This is a genomic window from Pseudomonas sp. LRP2-20 (genome assembly GCF_024349685.1).
In the GTDB taxonomy this organism is placed as follows: domain Bacteria; phylum Pseudomonadota; class Gammaproteobacteria; order Pseudomonadales; family Pseudomonadaceae; genus Aquipseudomonas.
In genome coordinates this window covers 3,466,559-3,481,488 of the sequence record NZ_AP025944.1, presented here as the reverse complement: position 1 = coordinate 3,481,488, position 14,930 = coordinate 3,466,559, and the positions used below count along the sequence as shown (strand labels likewise).

Here is a 14,930-nt window from a genome sequence, read left to right as displayed (position 1 = left end):
CTTAGTGAGAATAATTGTTGTTTGTCGAGCCCGCCCGAGCACCAGCCTGTCATTCGCTGCGCCGCACGGGGCCTGGCCACATGCTACGCAACACGCCGTCCCGGCGCACCATGGCATGCATCAGCGCCGCTCCCAGATGCACCAGCACCGTCGCAAACAACAGGTAGCCGGCCCAGCCATGGGCCTGGCGCAGCACGGCATACAATTGCAGGTCGTGTGGGGCGATCGCCGGCAGTTGCAGGGGGCGTGGGTAGCCGCCCGCCGACAGCATCGCCCAGCCCAGCAGCGGCATGGCCAGCATCAGGCCGTAGAGCAGCAGATGCGAGGCGCCTGCGGCGAAGCGCTGCAACGCCGGCAGGTCGGCGGGCAACGGTGGGTGAGGCAAGGTCAGGCGTAGGCCGATGCGTACGATCACCAGTACCAGCAATGCCAGGCCCGTGGCCTTGTGCAGTTCGACCAGCAGCGGGTGGCGCGGTGAAAGGTCGCCGACCATGCTCACGCCGATGAACAGCATGCAGATGATCAGGATTGCCATCAGCCAGTGCACCAGACGTGCCAAGGGGTGAAAGACTTCGGGTTTCATCGCTGTGCTCCTGCGCCGAGGGACTCGCGGCTGCGGCGGTTGAAGGATTCCGAATAGGCGGCCGAACGGGCGGCGAGGATCGGGTCGGCGGATGGTTGTATGCCGCTTGGGAGGATCAACGGGTCGAAATTCAGGTCACGGCAGGCGCCTTGTTCGGGGGCGTCGACGTGTTCGAGCACCAGGGTGCCTGCATCGACGCTGCGCCGCTCGGCCGGCCATGGCCGGGCCGGGTCGTCCACCGCATCGCCCTGGTCGGCCAGCACCAGGCGCAGGGTCCAGCGCAGCGGCCCTTGGGCCAGGCGCTGTTGCAGGTCGTGCTGGAGGAACTGCTTGTCGTCGACCTGGCCGGGCAGGGCGATAAATGGCGTTTGCGGCTCGAGCTGCCAGCGTACCGGGTGCGCCGTGCCGCTGGCATCGATCAGGCGGAAGGCGTTGATGCTGTGATACTGGGTACTGGCGAAGCTGTCGCTGGGCTTGTAGCCCGCCGCCCACTGGCGAAACGCCGCGCTTTCCGGGTGTGCGGCGAAGAATGCCTGCAGCTTTGCCGGGTCCGGTTTGCCAGTGGCCGGGTCAGGCGCGCCTGCCAGTACTTGATCGTAGAAGCCTTGCGGGGTGCTGACCGCCAGCACCGGGGGGTTGTTCATGCCGGTGCGCCAGATCTGGCCGTCATCGGTGCTCAGCTGAATCGCCAGGCTGCGTACGGGCACGCCGGTGTCCGGGGCGAACGGGTTGGCACCGCCGATGGCGAAGCGGCCGATCACCGGCACCTGTGCCTGGCTGAAGGCCCGTGCAGTCGACAAGGATGCGGCCTGGCCACTGGGCTGGAAGTAGCCGCTGACGCACAGGCCCTTGGCGTGGTTCTTGCGGAAGCCCGGATAGTGGCCGGCCTGGGCCTCGAAGGTGTCGATGATGCGTTGCGGGGTCAGCTGCGGCCCGCCGATCCAGCCGGCGGCATAGGCGAAGCCGGCGCCCAGCGCCAGCATCACGGCGCCTATGCCGGCCAGGCGCAGCGCCTTGGCGGGGCCTTGCAAGGGTGAGTTCATGGTCGTCATCCGGTTCAGTGAAGGTGCCGGTACGACGGGGCAGGGAAAAACTTATTCCATCGGCGGGAATAGATTTTATTGCCAGGCGTCTGCCCCATACACTGACAACCCCAGCGCCCGGTACCTGACCATGCACGATCTGGACGAACAGCAGTGGCGTGAGTTGCTGCAGCGCCTGCGCCGCTTTGCCCTGTGGCTGACCCGTGAGCCCGGCAGCGCCGATGACCTGGTCCAGGCCACGGTCGAGCGCGCCTTGAGCCGCCGTGGCCAGCAACGCGAAGCCGAGGCCCTGCGCGCCTGGCTGTTCACCATTCTTTACCGGCTGTTTCTCGACGGTAAGCGCCGCGAGCGCTTGCATGCCCGCTGGCTGTCGTGGTTCGGCCGTGGCGCCGGGGCGCACGAAGCGGTGGGTGACAATACCGAGGACATCGTCCTGGCCCAGGCCGACTTGCAGGCCTTTGCCCAGTTGTCGACCGAGCAGCGGGCCTTGCTGCTGCTGGTCAGCATTGAAGGGCTCAGTTACAAGGAAGCGGCAGCGGCCCTGGAGATTCCTATCGGCACGGTGATGTCGCGCCTGTCGCGTGCCCGTGCCGCCTTGCGCGACCTGACCGAGGGCAACCCCCAGCCGCCGGCCTTGCGGAGACTCAAATGACACGCCTGATTCCTGGTGAAGACGAGCTGCACGCGTATATCGACGACCGCCTGGAGCCAGCGCGGCGCGCCGAAGTGCAGGCTTGGCTGGCGGCCAACCCGCAGCAAGCGGTGAGGGTCGAGGCCTGGCGCAATGACGCCAGGCGCCTGCGCGCAGCACTGGCCGGCCATGCTGAGCAGCCGGGTGCCGCTATGCTCGACTTGCGCCAGGTGCAGCAGCGGCTGCGTCAGCGCCGGCTGCGGCGCCTGGCTTCGGCTGCGGTGTTGTTGCTGACGCTGGGCGTAGGCGGGCTGGGGGGCTGGCAGGCACGCCAGGTGACCTTGGCCAGCAATGAGCTGCCGATGGCCGATGCGGTGCAGGCCCATCGATTGTTCGCCAGCAGCGAAGCGCTGGATATCCAGGCCAGTGACCCGGCGCAGCTGCGCGATTGGCTGGGCCGGCATTTCAACCGCGTGGGGCAGTTGCCTGACCTGGCGGGGTATGGTTTTCAGCCGGTCGGGGCGCGGTTGCTCAGCAACGAGCAGGGGCCGGCGGCCCTGCTGGTATTCCAGGATCGCAACGGCCAACGCATCAGCCTGTTCCTGCGTTCGCCAGGTGATCGCTATGAGCGCATGCCGCAGGGGCAGCGAGTTGATGGGCAGCTCGAGGCGCGCTACTGGTCGCATGGGGCGTACAACTTTGCCCTGGTCAGTGCGGCGGACGATGGGCGCGGGGCAGGGGTAGGGGAGGCATTGCGGCTGGGGCTTTAACGGGGATCGTGTGTGCATCTTCGCGGGCAAGCCCGCTCCCACAGGTATTTCACTGTCCTAGAGAAAAGTGAAATACCTGTGGGAGCGGGCTTGCCCGCGAAAGCGTCGGTACAGGTCAGCTCAGTTCGAGCCAGATCGGGGCATGGTCCGAGGGCTTTTCCATCCCGCGCAGCTCATAATCCACACCGGCCGCCTTGATCCGCGGCACCAGGGCCTGGGAGGCCATGATCAGGTCGATGCGCAGCCCCCGCTTGGGTTCGTCCTCGAAGCCGCGGCTGCGATAGTCGAACCAGCTGAAACGGTCGGCCACCTCCGGGTGCAGGTGGCGGAAGCTGTCTACCAGGCCCCAACCTTTCAGGCGTTCCATCCACTCGCGCTCTTCCGGCAGGAAGCTGCACTTGCCGGTCTTCAGCCAGCGCTTGGCATTGTCCGGGCCGATGCCGATGTCGCAGTCCTGGGGCGAGATGTTCATGTCGCCCATCACCAGCACCGGCTGGTCGTTCTTGAATTGCCCTTCGAGCAGCGCTTGCAGGTCGCTGTAGAAGCGCTGCTTGGCCGGGAACTTGGTGGGGTGGTCGCGGCTTTCGCCTTGCGGGAAGTAGCCATTCATGACCGTGATCGGGTTGCCGTCGGCATCGGCGAAGGTGCCCCAGATGAAGCGGCGCTGGGCATCTTCTTCATCCGTGGCAAACCCTTTGAACAGGCTCAGCGGCGCCTGGCGCGAGAGCAGGGCGACGCCATAGTGGCCCTTCTGGCCATGGTAGTGCACGTGGTAGCCCAGGGCCTGGACATCGGCCAGGGGGAACTGATCGTCGCTGACCTTGGTTTCCTGCAGGCCGATCACGTCCGGCTGGTGCTTTTCGATCAGCGCCGCCAGCTGGTGCGGGCGGGCCCGCAGGCCGTTGATGTTGAAACAGACGATCTTCATGGAAAGACAATCCTGGTAAAAGGCCGGATGCTAGCCGACATCGGCGTTCATCACCAGCATGGCAGCCTCGTTCAGGCACTGCTAACGTGCTGGTGGAGGTGAACGATGCGCAGTGGAACACCTCCAAGGCACTGACATGCCCTTTCCAGGAGGACGCCCCGCCATGCTCGAAGCCACTGCCGCCCAGGCGCGTATCTGTACCCTCGATGACGGCTACAGCCGTGAGGCACGTTCGCTGTTGTACAACGCCTACCGCCACGAACCGACCTTCGCCTATATCTTCGAGGCCCAGCGCCCAGGCTACGAACGCCGGCTGCGGGTGATGGTGCGCGAGTGGGTGCGTCAGCACTTCTATCTGCAACTGCCGGCCATCGGCCTGCTGCTGGAAGACCGCCTGATCGCCCTGGCCCTGATCGTGCCGCCGCAACGCCGCCTGGGTGTGGCCGACAGCTGGGCCTGGCGTTTGCGCATGCTGCTGGGCACCGGCCAGCGCTGCACCCGGCGCTACATGGATTACCAGGCGGCGCTGGCCAGCTGCCTGCCGAGCGGCCAGGTGCATATGCTGCCGCTGCTGGGTGTGCATCCGCAGTTTCGCGGCTGTCACTATGGCGAACAATTGTTACAAGCTGTTCATGACTGGTGCGCGGAAGACCCCAATACTCAAGGCGTGGTGCTGGACACTGGCAACGAGCATTACCTGGCCTTTTACGCGCGCCAGGGTTATGAAGAGATTGGTGAAGTGGCTGTAGGGCCAATCCGCGAGAGGGTGTTTTTTCATCCCAATCCGGTGTCATCCATGTCATCAATTGCCTGAAGTGGGCCGCCAGGCGCCTCACTTGAGCGCCTGGCTCTGGTAGCATGCGCCGCATGACGTACTCAGGAAGACTAACCTGGGGCCTGGTTTTCTGGGTCGCCAGTTTCGCAGCATGGGGCCAGAGCGAGTTGCTGGTGAAAGTAAAACCAGCCAACAAGGCGCTCAAGGCCAATGTCGAAGGCTATATCGGCAACCTTGGAGACCGCGATGAAGAAGCGCTGCTGCGTTTCAGTCGCGGGGCCCAGGAGCAGGCGCGCAAGGCCGCGCAGGCACTTGGCTACTATCAGGCGCAGATCGACACCGAGGTCAAGCCGCCTGCCAAGGCCGATCAATCCCCCCAACTGATCATCAGGATCGACCCCGGCGAGCCGGTGCGCCTGCGCAATGTGACTGTGCGCATCGAAGGCCCGGCCAGCGAGATGAAGGCTTTTCGCGTGCCTGACAGCCGGGCCCTGCGAGCGGGCGAACCACTCAACCATGGCCTGTACGAGGACGCCAAACGGCTGATCCAGAACCAGGCTTCGCGCTATGGTTTCTTCAGCGGCCACTTCACGCGCCAGCGCCTGGCCGTCGACCCTCAGGCAGGCGTGGCCGATATCGAACTGGTGTACCAGAGCGGTCCGCGTTATCGCCTCGGGGCAGTCAAATTCAGTGGTGACACGCCGCTGGACGAAGACCTGCTGCAACGCATGGTCTCGTTCAAGCCCGGCACGCCATATGATTCCGAACTGATCGCCGGGCTCAACAACGACCTGCAATCGAGCGGCTACTTCGAAGGGGTGCGGGTCGATGCCGCGCCCACTGCGGCGGTCGGCGAGGACATCCCGGTGGACGTCCGCCTGGACACCCGCAAACCACGCACCATGGGCCTCGGCCTGGGCTTCTCGACCGACGTCGGGCCACGCGGCAAGGCCAACTGGACACGGCATTGGGTCAACCCGCAAGGCCACAGTTATGGCTGGGAAACCGAACTGTCGGCGCCGCGGCAAAACGTTGGCCTGTGGTACGACGTGCCCCTTGATCCACCCTTGACCGACAAGCTGCGCTTCGCCGGCGGCTACCAGAACGAAGAAATCGCCGGCACCGACACCCTCAGCAAGCTGCTGACGGTCGGCCCGGAGTGGCACAGCAAGCTGCAAAGCGGCTGGCAGCGGGTGATCTCGCTCAAGTACCAGCGCGAAGAGTATCGCCTGGGGGATGATTCGGGGTTGAGCAACCTGCTGATGCCTGGCGTGAGTTTTTCCTACCTGCGCAGTGACAACCGCATCGACCCGCACAACGGCTACCGCTTGCAGTTCGACACCCAGGTGGCCAAGGAAGGGCTGGTGTCCGACACCAACCTGTTACATGGCAACGTCCTGCTCAAGGGCCTGACTACCCTCGGCCACAATCACCGCTTCCTCGGGCGGGTACAGTTCGGCGGCAGTGCCACCAACGGCTACAAGAACAACATTCCGCCGTCGCTGCGCTTCTTCGCCGGTGGCGATCAGAGCGTGCGCGGCTACGACTACCAGACCCTGTCGCCGAAAAACAGTGACGGCGACCGCATCGGTGGCCGCTACCTGGTCGCGGGCAGTGTCGAGTACCAGTACTCGCTGGCCGAAAAATGGCGGGTGGCAACCTTCATCGATCAGGGCAACGCGTTCAACACCCTGGAGCTGCCCAGTCTCAAGACCGGGGTCGGTTTCGGTGTGCGCTGGGTGTCGCCGGTAGGGCCGCTGCGCCTGGACCTGGCCAAGGCGCTCGATGACGACGGTGGTATTCGCCTGCACTTCTCCATGGGGCCCGAGCTGTGATGCGTGTGTTGAAATTCATTCTGCTGGGGGTGTTTGGCAGTGTGCTGCTGGTGGCCCTGGGCCTGGGCGTGCTGCTGGGTACCGAAGGCGGCAGCCGCTGGGCGCTTGGCCGGGTGCCTGGGCTGACCATCGACGATTTCCAGGGTCGCCTGGCGGGTACCTGGCAGGCCAGTCGATTGAGCTGGGTTGACGGTGGCAACCATGTGCAGGTCGAGGCGCCTTTGCTGAGCTGGTCGCCCGCCTGCCTCCTGCGCGCCACGCTGTGCATCGATCAGTTGCATGCCCGGCAGGTCGACATGGCCTTTGCGCCGAGCGAGCAGCCGACCGAAAGCGGCCCGCTGCAACTGCCGGCGTTGCACTTGCCGGTGGCGATCGAAGTCGGTGAGGTAAAGGTAGGGCAATTGCGCCTGGATGGCAGCGAGCTGCTTGGCGACCTGCACCTGGCGGCGCACTGGACAGCGGGCGGCCTGCGCATCGACAGCCTGCAGCTGCAGCGTGGCGATTTACGCGTGGATGCACAGGGCGACCTGCAGCCGGAAGGTGATTGGCCGCTGCAGCTGCAAGGGCAGGTGCAATTACCTGCCGTGGAAGGCAAGGCCTGGCAACTGGCGCTCAACGCCAAGGGCGAATTGCAGAAGTCGCTCGTCCTCGACGCCACCAGCAGCGGCTACCTCGACGCCCGCCTGAGCGGGGAGGTGCAGGCCCTTGCCGAGCATTTGCCAGCAAAATTGCAGATCCGGGCCGATGCCTTCAAACCAACGGTTTCGTTGCCCGACACCTTGCAGCTCAACCAGCTCGTGCTGGATGCCCAGGGTGATCTGCTCAACGGCTATCAACTGTCGGGCAGTGCCAGCCTGCCGGCCGAGCAGGCACCGATCGCACTGGCGCTGGCCGGCAAGGTGGACGCCAAGGGGGCCAAGCTCGATGCCCTGGACCTGACGGCCAGCGACACCCAGCGCGTCAAGTTGCAGGCCAGTGCTGACTGGCAGCAGGCGCTGAAGGCCGACGCCCAACTGGACTGGCAGGATTTTCCGTGGTTGCGCCTGTACCCGCTGGAAACACCGCCGCAGGTTACCCTCAAGCGCTTCAATGCCCAGGTCCAATATCACGACGGCACTTACCAAGGTACCTTCAACGGTGACCTCGACGGCCCGGCCGGTGCGTTCACCCTGGCCAGCCCGTTCGAAGGTGACCTGAGCCAGGTACGCTTGCCGCAGCTGGCGCTGACGGCCGGGCAGGGCAAGGCGGCGGGCAGCGTCGCGCTGCGCTTCGCCGATACCCTGGCCTGGGACGTCGACCTGCAGTTGTCGGCCCTGGACCCGGCGTACTGGCTCGCCGAGCTGCCCGGTACCCTGGCCGGGCCACTGCGCAGCAAGGGTGAAATGAAAGGCGAGCAGCTCAGTCTGGATGCCCAGCTCGACCTCAAGGGGCGCCTGCGCGGGCAGCCGGCGGTGCTCAAGGTTGAGGCACAAGGGGCCGGGCAGAACTGGACGCTCGGCGCGCTGGCCGTGCAACTGGGCGATAACCGCATCAACGGCAGCGGCAGCCTGCAGCGGCGCCTGGCCGGGCGTATCGACCTCGACCTGCCGCGGCTCGGCCAGCTGTGGCCGAGGCTGCAAGGGCAGGCCAAAGGGCGCCTGGATGTCAGCGGCACGCTGAATGCGCCGCAGGGCACCCTGACCCTGCTGGGGCAGCAACTGGCACAGGAGGATAACCGCATCCAGCGGCTCGATCTGGAGGCTCGCCTGGACAGCGCCCAGCGTGGGCTGCTCGACCTCAAGGCCAACGGCATCCGCCTGGGCGACACGGTACTGGGGACCTTGCAGGCCGATGGCAAGGGCGACATCCGCCAGCAGGCACTGAACTTGGCGCTGGACGGCCCGCAACTCAAGCTGGCCCTGGGGCTGGATGGTCAGCTGAACAAAGGCGACTGGCGTGGCCGCCTTGCCAGCGGCAGGGTCCAGGCCGGGGGCCAGGACTGGCAGCTGCAGGCGCCGGCTCGCCTGCAGCGACTGGCCAATGGCCAAGTGGATTTCGGCGCCCACTGCTGGCGCTCCGGCCAGGCCAGCCTGTGCGGTGAGGACCAGCGCCTGGCACCGGAACCGCGTCTGCGCTATCACCTCAAGCAGTTCCCGCTGGACAGCCTGGCACAGTGGCTGCCGAAGGACTTCGCCTGGCAGGGCATGCTCAATGCCGACGTGAACCTGGATATTCCGGCCAGTGGCCCGAAAGGCAACGTTCGTGTCGATGCCGGTGGCGGTACGTTGCGCATTCGCGACAAGGGCCGCTGGATCGACTTCCCTTACCAGATCCTGCGCCTGGACAGCACCCTGGCGCCACGCCGGGTCGATACACGCCTGGATTTTCGCGGCGAACGCCTGGGCGAACTGAGCCTGAACACGCGCCTCGATCCACTGGGCAAGAACAAACCGCTGGCGGGCGACTTCCGCCTGGCCGGGCTGGATCTGTCGATCGCCCGTCCGTTCTTGCCGATGGTCGAGCGCCTGGCTGGGCAGTTGAATGGCAGCGGGCGCTTGACCGGCACCTTGCTGGCGCCGCAGGTCAACGGTAACGTGGTGCTTAGCGGCGGCGAGGTCAGTGGAGCCGAGTTACCGGTCAGCTTGCAGGACCTGTCGCTGCAGGCCTTGATCGCCGGCGAGCAGGTGCAGCTCAACGGTGTCTGGCGCAGCGGGCAAGCTGGGCGCGGCCAACTCAACGGTCACCTGACCTGGGGCCAGGCCCTGGGCATGGACCTGCGTCTGCAGGGCCAGCAGCTGCCCGTGACCGTCGAGCCCTACGCCACACTGGAAGTCGCGCCAGACCTTAACCTGCGCCTGATTGACGACAAACTGGCGGTGACCGGCAAGGTGCTGGTGCCCAAAGGCAAGATCGTCGTGCGTGAGTTGCCACCCTCTACCGTCAAGGTCTCGGACGACGCGATCATCGTCGGCCACCAGACCGAGGAGGGCAAACCGCCCATGGCGATGGCCATGGATATCGACGTGGTCGTGGGGCAGGACACGCTGTCGTTCAGCGGCTTCGGCCTGACCGCCAACCTGCTTGGCCATGTGCACATCGGTGACAACATGGACACCCGTGGCGAACTGAGCCTGGCCGATGGCCGCTACCGTGCCTACGGTCAGCGTCTGACCATTCGCCGCGCACGGTTATTGTTCGCTGGTCCGATCGACCAGCCCTATCTGGATATCGAGGCCATCCGCAAGGTCGACGATGTGATTGCCGGTATCCGCCTGAGCGGCAGTGCCGAGCAGCCGACCACCAGCGTGTTCTCGGAACCGGCGATGAGCCAGGAGCAGGCGTTGTCCTACCTGGTGCTCGGGCGCCCACTGGGGACTTCCGGTGAGGACAACAACATGCTGGCCGAAGCGGCATTGGGCCTGGGCCTGGCGGGCAGTGCCGGGATTACCGGCAGCCTGGCATCGGGCCTGGGGATCGATGACTTCCAACTGGACACTGAAGGCTCAGGTAACAGCACCAGTGTAGTGGCCAGCGGCAACCTGACCGAGAAGCTCAGCTTGCGCTACGGGGTCGGTGTATTCGAGCCGGCAAACACCATTGCGCTGCGTTACAAACTGAGCAAGAAGGTGTATCTGGAGGCCGCCAGCGGCTTGGCAAGTTCTCTGGATATCTTCTACAAACGTGATTTCTGAGGTTGTCAGCAGAAGGGCGCGGCCTCGATGAATTCATTGCTGCTGCGAGATTGGGGGATGCGAGCGTACCGGAACGATCATATTGGTGTTGCTCGATAAGTCGGTTTAGTGCTTCAGGAGGTTCGCATGCCTGGAACTGCATGCGAATCTGCGCTTTGCCTTCATGGATGCACCCAGCGCCGGATTATCGCAGCCGAAAAAAATGAGTCGAAGAGGTTCATATACTGCGCGATCAAGTGTTGTTGTTTTCCGTTGGGGCCCCCGCCGCTGGCGACGGGGGTAATGGCACAGCGCACAAGGTGCGGGTGAGTTGGCAATGGCGGCATTGTTGGCATGGTTCGCGTTGGTGGAACTGTGGTCTTTCAGAACCTCAGCGTCGGCTAACTTGTCGAGGCTGCGCTGTGCTTCGTCACCTTTGACCACCGCCGGTTTAGTAATCGCGCCTACCAGCAGATCAATAACTTTCATCAACGCCTCGGGCGGCTCCTGGCGCGTAATTCAATCATTTTATCCATTGGCGGCGAACTGTGACGCAGCCGCCAAGACCATTATCAATAATGTCTGTTTCCTGGCGTTGATCTTGGTCTCGACACAGTCATTGTCAGGCGCTACACGAATAGCTAGCGAGCGTCATGTTCCTGGCGACGAATGTTGCCAATCTGTCGCAGGCTCAGCCCATACTTGTTAGCGAGCAGGCTGCGAGACAAGCCTTCGGCGCTTTCTTTCTGTATTTGCAGGTTGCGTAATTGCCGCAGGAAATGATCCGCCTTGGGAATCTCCAGCGCCACGCCGGCAAAGCGCTTGATCAGGGCGTCAAGTGCGTCCGCCGGGAGTACGTCGGCAAGCTTTGTGCGCTCTCGGTGCTTGGGAATGTACTTGGGCCTGCCGCCGTAGGCGCAGGTCAGCTGGTAGGCGTTTTCAAGGCCGATGCATTCGATCAGGGCCTGCAACGAATGCGGTAACTGGCCAATGTCGATGGGGGTGAGATCTGGCAGTTCCATATGAGACTTCCTCGCGGTGGGTGGGGCGCGATGCCTGTCGTTGGCATGGTGGAATTCTCGGTGAGCGTCGAATGCTGTCGCTAGGCGCCAAGTGGGCTGGCGGTTGTAGCTTTGGTGAGCATGGCTTGCAGGCAATTATGTCGCGTGATGTAGGACGTTACCTCAGCGCTGCCTTGCAGGCCCGGTTCCACGTAGGGTGGTCTTTCCACCGAGTGGGCAGGTACCGGCTCCCCATTTGCATGGATAACTGTTCAACGCTTGCAGGTGGCCGGCAGCGCGGGCTCCTTGCCACGGTTGGTGCCACTGGCTGCTCCCTGCACGGTCAGCCAGCCGACTGCAGCTTGAGCAGTTGTTCGGGCCGAGCCTGGTGGTTTTCCAGGGCATCAGAGGAAGGTGCGAGTGGCATGATGAACAGCGCGACGTAGCGCAGGGTGCCTCCAGCATGGATTGGGGAAACCCGATGCTTTCAGTCCTGACTGGCCACGTTAAGCAGGAAATACAGCGCTGCGAGGCGTCGGCGTTGTATCATTGATGTCGCTCGTTGTGAGCAAATACCCCCGATGTTGAAGGATTTTTCGATGACACACGTGCAGCGCCTCAAATACTCGCTTCTGATCATCCTGGTGGTGCTGGGCCTCATGCTGGGCCTGTCGCATCTGCAGAAGCAAGGCACGATCAGTGAACAGACCTTCCAGATGCTGGCCATTGCCATCGCCGTGGTTGTAGTCGTGATCAACGGGATTCTGCGGCGCAAGGTCAAGCCCTGACGCCGGCCGGCCACGCCAGGCCGGCCTTCAGTCAGCGCGGCAAGGGCTGCTCGAGCACGGCGCGCGCTTCCGGTTTGAGGCTGTAGCACTTGTCGTTGCCGAGGCTGATCACGCCCTCCGCGCACAACCGTTTGAGCACCTCGCGCACGCTCAGGAACGACAACGGTATGTCCAGCTGTTCCAGTTGCGCATGCACGCCGCGTACGCCAATGCTGCGCCCGCTGCGGTCGGCGCTGTACAGCGCATCGATAACCTTGAGGCGAATGAGGCTGGTACGCAGGCCGTAATTACGCAGCAGCTCGCGAATCTGCTCGTTGCCGGTACGCTCCTCCACGCAGGCGGCCGCTCCGTTGGCCGCCTTGCCTCGGGCGCACCTGGCCTGCAATGAGGGTTGCGGGTTGTACATGTGAATGCTCCTTTTCGTGGACTGTCCCGAAATATGGGTGCCTCACTGATTAGGACGAATGAGAGCGGAAAATCTGCAGCATCTGCCTGAAAAAAGTTTTTTGGCGGTTTTCTAAAGACGGTTGGCGGCGCCAGTGCGCGTAAAATTTTCATCCAGCCATTCGTCTGATCGGGAATGACCCCTGAATCCGAGGAGTGCCCGTGTTGCCAATTTCCCGTCCTTTGACCTGCGCCAGCCTGGCGGCTGCCCTGGTCGCCTCCAGCGTAGCCGTGCAGGCGCAGGAAACCAGCACTGATGCCAGTGCGCAGATCCGCCGTACCAGTTTTGCTGTGCCGCACATCGTCGCCAAGGACGAGCGCGGCCTGGGGTATGGCATTGGCTATGCCTATGCCCAGGACAACCTGTGCCTGCTGGCCAACGAAGTGCTGACGGTCAATGGTGAGCGCTCGCGCTATTTCGGCGCCCAGGGCGTGACCCTCGAACAACGCGGCAACCTGGCCAGCGATCTGTTCTTCACCTGGCTCAACACGCCGACGGCAGTCAGTGGCTTCATGCAGGCCCAGCCAGCGCAGGTGCGTGCATTGCTGGAGGGGTATGCCAGCGGTTTCAACCGCGCCCTGGCCGAGCGGCGCAGCCAGGGCCTGCCAGCGGAATGTGGCGATGGCCAGTGGGTACGCCCGATCACCAGCCAGGACCTGGTCAAACTGACCCGTCGCCTGTTGGCTGAAGGCGGCGTCGGCCAGTTCGCCGAAGCGCTGGCGGGCGCGCAGCCTCCCAAGCTGGCAGCCCGGCAAGCAACCCCGAGCTTTGACGTGGCACTGGCCCAGCAGCAACGCTTCGCCTCCGAGCGTGGCAGCAACGCCGTGGCAGTGGGGGCGCAGCGCTCGGCCAATGGCCGTGGCCTGCTGCTGGCCAACCCGCACTTCCCGTGGATGGGCGGGATGCGTTTCTACCAGATGCAGCTGACCATCCCAGGCAAGCTGGACGTGATGGGGGCCGCCTTGCCCGGCCTGCCTGTGGTGAACATCGGTTTCAACCGCCACCTGGCCTGGACCCACACGGTGGATACTTCGAAGCACTTCACCCTGTACCGCCTGCAGCTGGACCCGAAGGACCCGACCCGCTACCTGCAGGATGGCAAGTCCGTGCCCATGGCAAAGCAGACGCTGAGCGTCACGGTCAAGGCTGCGGATGGCACGCTCAGCCAGGTCGAGCGCCAGGTCTACAGCTCCAGTTTCGGACCGGTGGTGCAGTGGCCCGGTCGACTGGACTGGGACACTCAGGCCGCCTATAGCCTGCGCGATGCCAACCTGGACAACACGCGAGTATTGCAGCAGTGGTACCGCATCAACCGTGCCGACAGCCTGGATGCCCTGAAGGGCTCCATCGAGCAGCTGCAGGGTATCCCATGGGTCAACACGCTGGCTGTCGATGCCGAAGGCAAGGCGCTGTACCTGAACCAGTCTGTGGTGCCTTATGTCGATCAGCAACTGCTGAGCGAATGCAGCAACCCGGCGGCGCAGGGCCCGCTGGTGGTGCTGGACGGGTCGCGCAGCACCTGCCAGTGGAAGGTCGATGGCCAAGCCGCACAGCCGGGTATCTTCCCGGCGCGGATGCTGCCAAGCCTGGAGCGCAACGACTTTGTGCAGAATTCCAACGACCCGGCCTGGATGGCCAACCCGGCCCAGCCGTTGACTGGCTTCTCGCCGTTGATCAGTCGCAGCGACCAGCCGCTGGGCATGCGCGGGCGTTTCGCCCTCGAGCGCCTGCAAGGCAACGCCAAGCTGGGCGTCGGTGACTTGCAGCGCATGGTGCTGGATGACGACGTGTACCTGGCCAGCCTGGTGCTGCCCGACCTGCTGCAATGGTGCAAAGGGGCCGAGGCGGACCTGCAGGCCGTGTGCGCCAGCTTCGCCGCCTGGAATGGCAAGGCCGATTTGAACAGTGGGGTCGGCCTGGTGCATTTCCAGAACATGGTCGAGGCCATGGCCAAGCACCCGCAAAGCTGGCGCGTGGCCTTCGACCCCGCAGACCCACAGCACACCCCGCGTGGCTTGGCGGTGGAGCAGGCGCAAGTGCGCAAGCTGTTGCGCGAAGCGGCCTTGAACTCGTTGCAGCAAGTGGCCAAAGCTGGGGTGGAGGAGGGTAGCCGTTGGGGGCAGATCCAGCAGGCTGCCGATGGCACGCCGGTGCCGGGTGGGCCGCAGCAGTTGGGGGTATACAACGCAATGTTCAGCGTGCCGCACGGGCCGGGCAAGCGCCTGGTGGTCAGCGGTACCAGCTATCTGCAGTTGGTGAGCTTCACGGAGCAGGGGCCACAGGCGCGTGGGTTGCTGGCGTTCTCGCAGTCCAGCGAAGCCGGTTCGGCGCATTTCAGTGACCAGACCAAGGCGTTTGCCGCCAAACAGCTGGCGCTGATGCCGTTCACCGAGGCACAGATCAAGGCGGACCCTGAGTATCGGCAGTATGTAATCAGTGAACGGGACAAAGGAGCGGTGGCTAGCCGGCCTTGAGGCGCCA

The 14,930-nt window shown here is 64.2% G+C and carries 13 protein-coding genes and 1 pseudogene; 7 read left to right on the top strand and 7 right to left on the bottom strand.

The genetic code is table 11. The annotated features are described in order from the left end of the window. Window positions 1-49: 49 nt before the first annotated feature. Together OCX61_RS15475 and OCX61_RS15470 are read right to left on the bottom strand one after the other, a co-directional pair. On the bottom strand, window positions 50-583 hold the full coding sequence (locus tag OCX61_RS15475) for a cytochrome b (protein ID WP_261940287.1): 534 nt from the start codon (window positions 581-583) through the stop codon (window positions 50-52). Further along, the gene (locus OCX61_RS15470) at window positions 580-1,626 is read right to left on the bottom strand and encodes a catalase family peroxidase (RefSeq protein ID WP_261940286.1); all 1,047 of its coding nucleotides are present in this window, start codon (window positions 1,624-1,626) and stop codon (window positions 580-582) included. The genes OCX61_RS15475 and OCX61_RS15470 overlap by 4 nt, the downstream gene beginning before the upstream one ends. A 130-nt stretch (window positions 1,627-1,756) precedes the next feature. Between OCX61_RS15470 and OCX61_RS15465 the strand changes: the two genes are divergently transcribed. Both OCX61_RS15465 and OCX61_RS15460 read left to right on the top strand, forming a co-directional pair. Next, a complete protein-coding gene (locus OCX61_RS15465) occupies window positions 1,757-2,278 on the top strand; it encodes a sigma-70 family RNA polymerase sigma factor (RefSeq protein ID WP_261940285.1) in 522 nt (173 codons plus the stop codon). After that, on the top strand, window positions 2,275-3,027 hold the full coding sequence (locus OCX61_RS15460) for an anti-sigma factor family protein (RefSeq protein ID WP_261940284.1): 753 nt from the start codon (window positions 2,275-2,277) through the stop codon (window positions 3,025-3,027). The genes OCX61_RS15465 and OCX61_RS15460 overlap by 4 nt, the downstream gene beginning before the upstream one ends. A gap of 115 nt (window positions 3,028-3,142) precedes the next feature. Here the strand turns inward: OCX61_RS15460 and xthA are convergent, their stop codons facing one another. Continuing rightward, a complete protein-coding gene (gene xthA, locus OCX61_RS15455) occupies window positions 3,143-3,955 on the bottom strand; it encodes an exodeoxyribonuclease III (RefSeq protein WP_079227856.1) in 813 nt (270 codons plus the stop codon). Between the two features lie 163 nt (window positions 3,956-4,118). Here xthA and OCX61_RS15450 point away from each other — a divergent pair, with 163 nt between their 5' ends. From OCX61_RS15450 to OCX61_RS15440, 3 genes are read left to right on the top strand one after another with little or no spacing between them, the layout of a single operon-like run. Beyond that, entirely contained in the window at window positions 4,119-4,769 is a 651-nt protein-coding gene (locus OCX61_RS15450) for a GNAT family N-acetyltransferase (protein WP_261940283.1), read from the top strand. Window positions 4,770-4,822: 53 nt separating this feature from the next. Next, window positions 4,823-6,565 carry an autotransporter assembly complex protein TamA gene (locus OCX61_RS15445; RefSeq protein WP_261944322.1) on the top strand — a complete coding sequence of 581 codons (1,743 nt, stop codon included), beginning with the start codon at window positions 4,823-4,825 and terminating at the stop codon, window positions 6,563-6,565. After that, window positions 6,562-10,236 (top strand): translocation/assembly module TamB domain-containing protein, encoded by a 3,675-nt coding sequence (locus tag OCX61_RS15440; protein WP_261940282.1) that lies wholly within the window; start codon window positions 6,562-6,564, stop codon window positions 10,234-10,236. The genes OCX61_RS15445 and OCX61_RS15440 overlap by 4 nt, the downstream gene beginning before the upstream one ends. Window positions 10,237-10,241: 5 nt before the next feature. On the opposite strand, the pseudogene OCX61_RS27470 reads toward OCX61_RS15440, so the two are convergent. The 3 genes and pseudogenes from OCX61_RS27470 to OCX61_RS15430 form a co-directional block, all read right to left on the bottom strand. Continuing rightward, window positions 10,242-10,393: pseudogene (locus OCX61_RS27470) on the bottom strand (DUF2589 domain-containing protein); the annotation flags it as partial. Next, window positions 10,342-10,704 (bottom strand): hypothetical protein, encoded by a 363-nt coding sequence (locus OCX61_RS15435; RefSeq protein ID WP_261940281.1) that lies wholly within the window; start codon window positions 10,702-10,704, stop codon window positions 10,342-10,344. The pseudogene OCX61_RS27470 and the gene OCX61_RS15435, both read right to left, overlap by 52 nt. A 152-nt stretch (window positions 10,705-10,856) precedes the next feature. Then, window positions 10,857-11,237: a Mor transcription activator family protein gene (locus OCX61_RS15430; protein ID WP_261940280.1), complete on the bottom strand. Its 381-nt coding sequence runs from the start codon at window positions 11,235-11,237 to the stop codon at window positions 10,857-10,859. 578 nt (window positions 11,238-11,815) lie between these two features. On the opposite strand from OCX61_RS15430, the gene OCX61_RS15425 reads away from it, so the two are divergent. Continuing rightward, window positions 11,816-12,004 (top strand): hypothetical protein, encoded by a 189-nt coding sequence (locus OCX61_RS15425; protein WP_003248064.1) that lies wholly within the window; start codon window positions 11,816-11,818, stop codon window positions 12,002-12,004. A 31-nt stretch (window positions 12,005-12,035) separates the two neighbouring features. Here the strand turns inward: OCX61_RS15425 and OCX61_RS15420 are convergent, their stop codons facing one another. Next, window positions 12,036-12,410, bottom strand: coding sequence for a fe2+ zn2+ uptake regulation protein (locus OCX61_RS15420; protein ID WP_261940279.1), 375 nt, complete (start codon window positions 12,408-12,410; stop codon window positions 12,036-12,038). A 200-nt stretch (window positions 12,411-12,610) separates the two neighbouring features. Between OCX61_RS15420 and pvdQ the strand changes: the two genes are divergently transcribed. Next, window positions 12,611-14,923 (top strand): bifunctional acylase PvdQ, encoded by a 2,313-nt coding sequence (pvdQ, locus tag OCX61_RS15415; protein ID WP_261940278.1) that lies wholly within the window; start codon window positions 12,611-12,613, stop codon window positions 14,921-14,923. Window positions 14,924-14,930: the final 7 nt, after the last annotated feature.